This is a genomic window from Parabacteroides sp. AF21-43 (genome assembly GCF_003635435.1).
GTDB classification, from domain to species: domain Bacteria; phylum Bacteroidota; class Bacteroidia; order Bacteroidales; family Tannerellaceae; genus Parabacteroides; species Parabacteroides distasonis.
This window is the reverse complement of sequence record NZ_QTMG01000028.1, coordinates 61,380-69,970: the sequence shown is the minus strand read 5'-3', so window position 1 is coordinate 69,970 and position 8,591 is coordinate 61,380. Positions and strand designations below refer to the sequence as shown.

General features: G+C 46.5%; 5 protein-coding genes. All 5 read right to left on the bottom strand.

What is annotated here, in order from left to right; genetic code table 11:
* Positions 1-277, bottom strand: a 277-nt coding sequence (locus tag DWX84_RS21930; RefSeq protein WP_233573952.1) for a carboxypeptidase-like regulatory domain-containing protein, incomplete at its 3' end; no start/stop codon positions are given.
* Positions 278-1,003: 726 nt separating this feature from the next.
* Positions 1,004-3,892, bottom strand: a complete 2,889-nt coding sequence (locus DWX84_RS17105; RefSeq protein WP_048927818.1) for a glycosyl hydrolase family 38 — start codon at positions 3,890-3,892, stop codon at positions 1,004-1,006.
* A 1-nt stretch (position 3,893) separates the two neighbouring features.
* Entirely contained in the window at positions 3,894-5,036 is a 1,143-nt protein-coding gene (locus DWX84_RS17100) for a sugar MFS transporter (protein ID WP_048927817.1), read from the bottom strand.
* Complete coding sequence (locus DWX84_RS17095; RefSeq protein WP_121961056.1) at positions 5,026-7,395, bottom strand: GH92 family glycosyl hydrolase; 2,370 nt, start codon at positions 7,393-7,395, stop codon at positions 5,026-5,028. Before DWX84_RS17095 ends, DWX84_RS17100 begins: the two co-directional genes overlap by 11 nt.
* A complete protein-coding gene (locus DWX84_RS17090; RefSeq protein ID WP_057317028.1) occupies positions 7,392-8,495 on the bottom strand; it encodes an ROK family protein in 1,104 nt (367 codons plus the stop codon). Before DWX84_RS17090 ends, DWX84_RS17095 begins: the two co-directional genes overlap by 4 nt.
* Positions 8,496-8,591: the final 96 nt, after the last annotated feature.

The following is an 8,591-nucleotide window of genomic DNA, read 5'->3' as shown; positions in this document are numbered from 1 at the left end:
CACCCTCGATCGTATAATTTCCATCAAAATCAGTGATCGTACCGTTTGTAGTGCCTTTCACCACCACGTTAGCGCCAATAACAGGCTCACCTGTACCGTCAACAACCACACCTGTTACTTTCTTGCCTTGCTGCACTGCCATTACTTCATCAACCGTGCCTGCGGGAGCGGGAGCGGCCATAGCGGCGTTTACAGAGAAGGCAGAAAGCAGCAAACAGAACGCTGAGGCTTTAGCTATCCCCTGAATGGATAATAGCTTAGATTCATTCTTTGTCATTTTGCTCTTGTTTTAAATTAAGTTTAGATTGATTACATTTATATGTAATATTATATTCTAGAATAGACATAGTTCGTACGGAACAATATATTTTTAGTACATTTAAGGGTTGATATTCTTGGTTTCAAGGGATGATTTGTGATAAATGTGTCATTTTTATTAAAAAAATACTATAGATTTAAGTCTGGTTTACAAAAAAGTTATACATTTGCCCAGTTTTTCATGATATAGACCATGAATGGCGCACTAGTTCCGTACGGACTTACAATAGTATCATCGTCTTTCTATCACATAAATAATTAACTATCAAATATTAGCAGTAAAAACACTTTAAATTGGTTACAACAAACAAATGTTAAATTTATTGAGATTCAAGGCTAGGCGAAAATAGCACTAGTATGGCTTCTATGAAAAAAAAGATAATGTATTCAGAGACTGGATAATATGAAAAAATTTAGCCCTCCTTTATAAATAAAAGAAGAACCACATTATCTACAATATTTCTACCAAGAAAGCGCCATAGACTTATTCCCACAAGGCTTGAAATCCAATAAGGCATTACCCGAAACAGAGTCTCTCATGACACTCTCCACCCATCACTCTAACACAAGCAAGTCTTCTGCTTAGAATAATACCGATTTATTGGGGGTTAGATCCTATCAAAATATTCAATATACAAACATAAGACAAACTGGATAAGGGCGGGCAAACCCCGCCCCTACCATGCTACCAAGATAATTTTATAAATTTATTCTCCCACGGAGCGAAACTCAACGGATTCCCCGAAACTGGGTCTCCTACGACATCACAAACCGTAGTTTTCACAAAATTAATTTTATCTGAAGCTACAGAGAAAGTAGCGGGCTTCCCGCCTATCTCACGCAATTGAAGCATAACAGCGTTCTCGCCTTCCACAGGCCTCATGTTTACCAACAACAAGTTCTCCGGTACGATCTTGAAAATGGAAGCCGATTGGAGAGGCTCCACCTTTTTATCTCCGGCAGGCAAAACACGGGTCAAGAACGGAATCCGGTTTTCCCAAGCGAACTTAGTCGCATACTCAATAGTGTTGTCTTTCGAAGAGTTGATGAAGTAACTCCATTGCATCTCTCCCATTTGGTCCGCATTGAAATTGGTTACCCAATAGTTGTTCATCGGCCATGAATACATATTCGTGGACTGAGGTACGGCTCCGGCCTTATACCGCCCCGTATTGATCGCCCCAAATTGCATTAATGGTATTTCTTGGCTACCCATCACGACCTGTGACTCTCCATTACGAGCCGTAGCGAAGTTTTGCACCGTGTACCAATCGTTAGAGGAGCCCGGGATTTGGTCTACACCCGCCTCAATCGATCCGCCGGGTACATCTAAATGGATCTTTCCTCCTTCAACCTCAAACGGGAAAGCGATATAAACCGCTTCCGGATCTGTTACCGCTTTTTTACGCAAGCGATAAACTACCTCGATTTTCTTTGTTACGTTAAATACACGGAATTCCACCATCAGATTATTCGGCTCACGTCCCGCTACTGTCTCTCCCCGGAAACGATATGTATCCCAGACATCGCCTTTCTCATATTTCTCGAAACGCATCTTCTCTGGGCGACGGCGGAGGAATTGGGGAGCACGATATTGTTCCATCGGATGACGGCTATCGATAATCTCATAAATAAACTCTCCCATCTCCCATTCCGCATCCGGCGTAACCAATTGTTTGTTCAAATCCTTATCATATAATTTACGAATCGTACCTTTACGGGTATTGAAGTCGATGGCATACCAAGGATTCTCCACATGTGTCTCTTTTAATTCCGTAGCGCCCTGTATTTCCGGACGTGGCGCATCCTTTACCTTTATATAATACTGCGCATATCCCAAAGCCGGGACATCTTTCACGTAAAAGTTCCAATAAGTACCATCGGAACGGCTTTCGCCAGCTTGTGCGGGAATTACGTTGCCAGCCGCATCCACGATCTCGAAAGCCTTGTCTTTCGGAAGAATCTGATGATCGACATAAGCTTTAGCGATACCGCTATAACTCCAGTTGAGCGTATTGAATACAGCGATAGACGGAACGTCGCTTTTGGGCACGAACGATTGTAATATACCCATAGTGGCCTCTCCCAGCAAACCGGAATGGCGATAGGCTTCCCACGCATACGATTGTTTCAAGGAGCGTTGTTCCCAAGTTTCCAGTCCATAAGCGTTACGCACGCTCTCACTATGCCCGAAAGTATGCTCATCATAGAACAAAAGAGCTTTGTTGATATCATAAATCCGATCATTGATGTCTGTCGGCAATTGAGCGCCTAGCATTTTGGCGAATGACAATCCGGCTTGGTTCGCGATAATATCCGAGTGAGTCACACGAGATATGGCAGCTTCGCGAGCACCGGAAGCGAAACCATCCGTCCACCAATCCGGCCAAGCTCCACGAACGGTCTCAATACGATCCGCGTATTGGCTCTCTACCGTCTTAAAGAATTCGCTGGCTACCGCCGTGCGTAATTTCGGCCATTCATATTTCTCATTCCATTTTTGTAGCATCTCACAACTTTTCGTGGATGGAGGCGCATTATCCGTAAAATAACCCGAATGCTGGGCGACCAATATATCATACGGATAGTTTTTCGCTTCCATTTGATCCAGATACGCTAAGACCCGTTCCTCGAACTGCTCAAAATCATCGGTATGGATACCAAAGAAATTTCCTTGGTTATAATGCTCGGCACGATAGGTCAAGACCTTCTTCCCGGATGGAGATTCCCACCAGAATACGGTAGGTTTATCAAAACAGATCAACGCACGGTGGCCATGGGTTCCCATATTCACATATTTCACGCCGGCATCCGCGAAATACTCGCTGAAGCACCAACCGATTCCATTCACGTCGTCTTGCATAGCTACCTCGGCACGCATCCCGTTCTCACGGAATTGCTTGATCGGATAAAGGGAGGCGGCGAGCGTTTGCTCATCGGGTAATTCGTCAAAGTTCAAGTACATCGTAGCTAATTCGATACGACCCTCTTTTACCCGCTGCTTCAGGCGAGCGATCTGTTCCGCCGGACGGCATTTCAAATATTCGCTAACCGCCCAAGCGATCTCGCAAGTCCAACGGAATTTAGCGAAATCCGGATAATTATCCGTAGCATCACAATAATCCAACGCATAATCAATATATCGTAGATGTTCCGCTAAGATTTCCATTTGGGAACGAGTATAACCGATATCCGTATGCGTGTGCTGCACCATATTCATCTGCCAATGGCGAACCGGTTTTACGGTAACCGTACTTTCCTCTTTCTCTTTCCCACTTGTCAGCGTCAACGGTAATTGGCGAGTCGTGCTAACCTCGGGTATCTCGATTCGGAATACATTATCCCCGGATACCAGTTTCTCTTTATGGCTTTGCTCGCCTAAACGGATCGTCACTGTAGAAGGTTCTCCTTCATGTTTTACGGAGATCTCGACCTTTTGGGTCAGTCCGTTTTTCGATTTATAAACCGCCGGTAATACACGGCTCTTGATATCCGATAATCCCGGAGACGCATGAACCGACAATGTCCCGATCAACAAAGCCAATCCTGCTGATAAATAAGTTCTTTTTTTCATCTTATCGTGTTTTTATTGATATAAGTCCTATATACAACATACATATTAATAATAGCATCAAGCCGGCTACCTGTCCGAACATATCGGCTATGCCTCCCATACAAGGCGTAATCAAAGCCCCTCCTGATACACCCATAATCATCAAGGCCGAGACCTCGTTCGATTGCTCCGGCCGATGTTCCAACGCAAAAGAGAACAGGATCGAAAACACATTCGAGCAAGCCAAGCCAACCAGTACGATCATAACGCCCATGCCCCACAAGCTATCCGAGATAAGCAATCCTACGAAAGCAAGGATAGCGATAAGCATGCTTCCCCTCAAGAAGGGTCGTGACGAGATCCTCGCCAGCAATATAGCCCCCAGGAAAGAACCTCCGGTACGAGCGGCGAAATAAAGGCTACTCCCTAATCCAGCCTCTTGCAACGGCATGGATAACTTTTCCATCAATAGCTTAGGGATCGTCGTATTCAGACCGACATCGATCCCGACAATACACAGAATCCCCAAGAAAAGCATCCGTATCCTAGCATCTTTACATAAAGCTAACGTAGAGGCGAACGAGGCTTCTTGCCCCTCTCCTTCCTCTTTACCCGGAATAGTCGTTATCAACCAGATGATAGATAACAAGGTAGTCACCGAATAGACAATGAATATCAACTTCCAATCTCCCCAGAAAGAAGAAGCTACACCTGCGATAATCGGCCCTAAGAAGGAAGATACCGCCTTAATAAACTGCCCTAACGTAAGCACGCTCGTTACCTTATCCGGATTTACCACCCGGGCTACCATCGGGTTCAAAGATACTTGCAAGATCGTATTTCCAATTCCCAGCAAAGCGAACGCAAACAAGATACAAGCAAAGTCATAGAAGAATAGAGGTATCAGCATCGCCAAGGTTGTGATAGCCAAGGCTACGACCACCGTATTCCTACGCCCGTGCCGTCCCATCCAGATACCGGTAGGGACAGAGAACAGGGCGAACCAAAGAAAGACCATCATGGGCAATAGGTTCGCCAACGTATCGGACAAACCAAAGTCCATCTTCACATAATTCGTGGCAATTCCCACGACATCCACGAATCCCATCACGAAAAAACCAAAAAGGATCGGGAATATAGCGGAGTTCGTACTTTTAGTTTTCATATCGATCTTTTGGTTGGTTACCCATTTCTAAAACCAAATGTCCACCTTGAACAATCTCCGAGAAAGGAATACGAGTATCCGTCAATGGTTTCCCGTTTAAGTCCATGGATTGCACGTAATCATTTTGCTTACTATTATTACGAGTCTCGATCACGAATTCCTTCCCTTTATAATAGCGGTCATTCAGCCGGATCGTAATCTTATCGAACAAAGGACTACCCAAAGCGAAAGAAGGCGCTTGATCCGTCAAGCCTTTCATATCGAATAAGCCTAAGGAAGAGATCACGTACCAAGCCCCGAGCTGGCCTTGATCCTCATCTTGTCCGTAGCCATAACCGTGGATGCCATCCGTACCATAGAACTCATTCAAGATCGCCCGCACCCATTTTTGCGTAAGCGAGGGACGACCGGCCTCGTTGAACATCCAAGAGATGTGCAAACAAGGTTGATTTCCTTGGTTATACAAGGTTTGCAAACCGGCGAAAGCCCCTACTTCCGTGCCTCCGCTAAAGATTAATTTACGAGACACCGTGAAGATGCTATCCAACCGATGGTTAAACACGTCCGCACCTACTTTTGCGACCAAGCCTTTCGCGTCGTGCGGTACATAGAATGTATATTGCCAAGCGTTACCTTCTTGGAATCCGCGCCATACTTGCATCGGATTGAAGTCCTCGATAAACGTACCATCCTTCTTTTTAGGACGGACAAAATTACAGGAAGGGTCATAGATACGCTCCCAGCCTTTCGATAAGTCCATCAAACGGTTATAATCGTCCGTCTTACCCAGTTGCTTCGCCCATTGGGCCACGGCCCACGCACTATAAGCATATTCCAAGGTATGGGAAGCGGAAAACATGAAAGCCTCGTCCGGCCCGTCCCCTTTATCCAAATGAGGTACATAACCATATTCCACGAAATAACGGGTATCGATCTTTCCCGCGCCCAACGGACGATTCTCCCCATCCAACTCATTCTTCAAGCAAGCCTCATAAGCCGTATTCACATCGAAATCCCGGATGCCACATTGATAAGCGCCAGCGATAATCGTACTTAATAAATTCGTACCAACCCCGGAGACATAACGGCTATTAGCGATTCCATCCGCCAGCCAGCCGGCGTCCTTGTACACCAACAAATGGCTACTTATATAATCCGAATAATATTCCGGATAGGCCAAAGCCCAAACCTGTGTCAGATTCCATTGCGCTCCCCAAGCGGCATCGGTATTGTATAAGTTATGTACCGGTTTCCCGTCTTTCAAAGGGATTTGTCCTACCGAGCCATCATTTCTCGGATAAGCGCCATTCACATCGCTAGCTAACCCACGCCCCAATAAAGCGTGATACAAACCGGTATAGAATTTCACCTTATCCTCTCGCGCTGGAGTCTCTACCCGGATACGTCCCAAATATTCTTCCCATGTTTGGCGAGATATTTCCCTTGCCTCGTCAAACGTAAGGGTAGCGGCCTCAGTCTCCCTATTTAACCGGGCATTCTCCACGGATGTATAGGAAAGACCTACTTTAGCGGTTACCGACTCTTGATCTTGGGTACGGAATGTCAGATAAAGTCCGGCCCCCACGCCCGTCGCTTTCCGTTCATCCGGACGGATATCCGCTCCGTTGAAAGCGCCAAATCCAACGGGAACCTTGTCCAGCACCGCCGAGAAATACAAAGGAACCGATGCCCCGGGTTGATATTTCCTCACATATTCAGGCTCGGTAATCACCCAGCCCTCGATATGCCCGTCTTCCGTAAAAGTAATTTCAGCATCCCGTACAGCTCCGCTCTCTCCTTGACGGTTTCCTATATCGAACAAGATATGGCTATCCTCCCCGGCCGGAAATGTATAACGCTGAATAGCGACACGAGGGGTAGCGGTAAGCTCCGCACAAATCGAGTAATCTTTTAGGAGAACGGAATAATAACCGGCGGTAGCGATCTCGTCCGTACGGTCAAAACGGGAACGGTATCCTATACCTGTCGAGTCGTCTACCGCCCCGGGAATTGTTTTCAATGGACCCGTCGTAGGCATCAGTACGATTCCACCGATCTGAAACTCATGCAAGCAGGGGAAACCCTCGATCGATTGATCCCGATAATCGTAACCGGTCGCCTCCCAACCGGATTTATTCCCGATATGCCCGTTCGTAGAAGGAGCCGGCTTGGCCATACCGAAAGGCATCGCTCCCGGGGTAAAATGAAACCAACGGCAATGCGCCGTACCGATCCGAGGTTCTACATATTGGCTAAGCTCTTCTTGCTGAACTTTCTTGCCTTGTGTCACACAGGATGTGAAGAAAGCACACGCAAACATCAGGAACCATACAGGTCCTATACTATATTTTTGTCTCATATTCCTTTAGATAGATGGTTTAACGCAAAAACATAAGCTCCCATAGCGATCGAGCGATTAGCACCTTGTTTACTTACGGTCACCCCTATCCGTTTACAAGGATCATACCCTACCTTGCGATTGGTACCCGGAATGGGTACCTCGACAGCTCCTCCTTTAGCGAAATCAGCGAAACTCTCCGCATCCTCCAAAAGATAAGCTTTCATTTGCAATCGGCCGAAACGACTTCCATCCATCATACCGGTAGATGAGTTCAATTCTTTCAACAAAGCAGGGAGAATATATTTAGAAGCCCCCGATAGTCCACCACCGATCACGATGATGCCATCGATTAAAGTAATGGCAGACGCCAACGCATCCCCCGCTAGCTCCCCTAATTCGGAGAAAGCCGTAATAGCAGCCTCCCGGTTACCCGGGCAAATACCCTCGGCGATCTCAAAGATCTCTTTCGGAGTATGCGCTCCCGTATCACCGGATCGTTCCGCATATACTCGCATGACCGCACGTATGCTGACACTCTCCTCTACGATATACTCCGGATATTTCTTATTCCGAAAACACCAGATATCTCCTCCTGCCGCATTATCTCCCAATAGAAGCTCTTGATTAATGACAACCCCGGCACCAAAACCGGTACCCAAGGTGACTCCCAGCAGGTTCTTATATTGCTTCATGCTTCCTGCCTCCCGCAAACGGAGGTTTATATCCGGAAGGGCTCCGGTTAACGCTTCTCCATATGCGAATAAATTCCCATCGTTATTGATAAATACCGGTATCCCGAATATATCTTCCAGAAACGGGCCTAACGCTACTCCACCCCGGAAAGAGGGGAAGTTGGGTAAATCGCCTATGATACCGGCTTGATAGTCTGCCGGACCGGGAAAAGCGAAACTGATAGCGACCGGAGTTTCCGGCAAGCCTGCCTGAATTGCCTTAAAACCCTCTACCAAATTGCCTAAACACTTATCTAAACAATCCGCGCATGCCGGAAGAACTACCGGATCGGCTATCTCTTTTCCTCCTTGGATGGCAGAGAAAACAAAATTCGTTCCTCCCGCATCCAATGTCATTACTATTCTATTGTCATTTGTATACATCATATATTCCTTTTCTTTATTTACCCATGTTCCGCCAGTGCCACCGTGGTGGCACAGCCGTGCCATAGGGTTGGCATTGGCGTGCCATCGCAGTGGCAC

Bases quoted from the DNA above. Each gene is read 5' to 3' on its own strand.
- DWX84_RS17105 (WP_048927818.1), bottom strand. From the start codon at position 3,892: ATGAAAAAAAGAACTTATTTATCAGCAGGATTGGCTTTGTTGATCGGG.
- DWX84_RS17100 (WP_048927817.1), bottom strand. From the start codon at position 5,036: ATGAAAACTAAAAGTACGAACTCCGCTATATTCCCGATCCTTTTTGGT.
- DWX84_RS17090 (WP_057317028.1), bottom strand. From the start codon at position 8,495: ATGATGTATACAAATGACAATAGAATAGTAATGACATTGGATGCGGGA.
- DWX84_RS17095 (WP_121961056.1), bottom strand. From the start codon at position 7,395: ATGAGACAAAAATATAGTATAGGACCTGTATGGTTCCTGATGTTTGCG.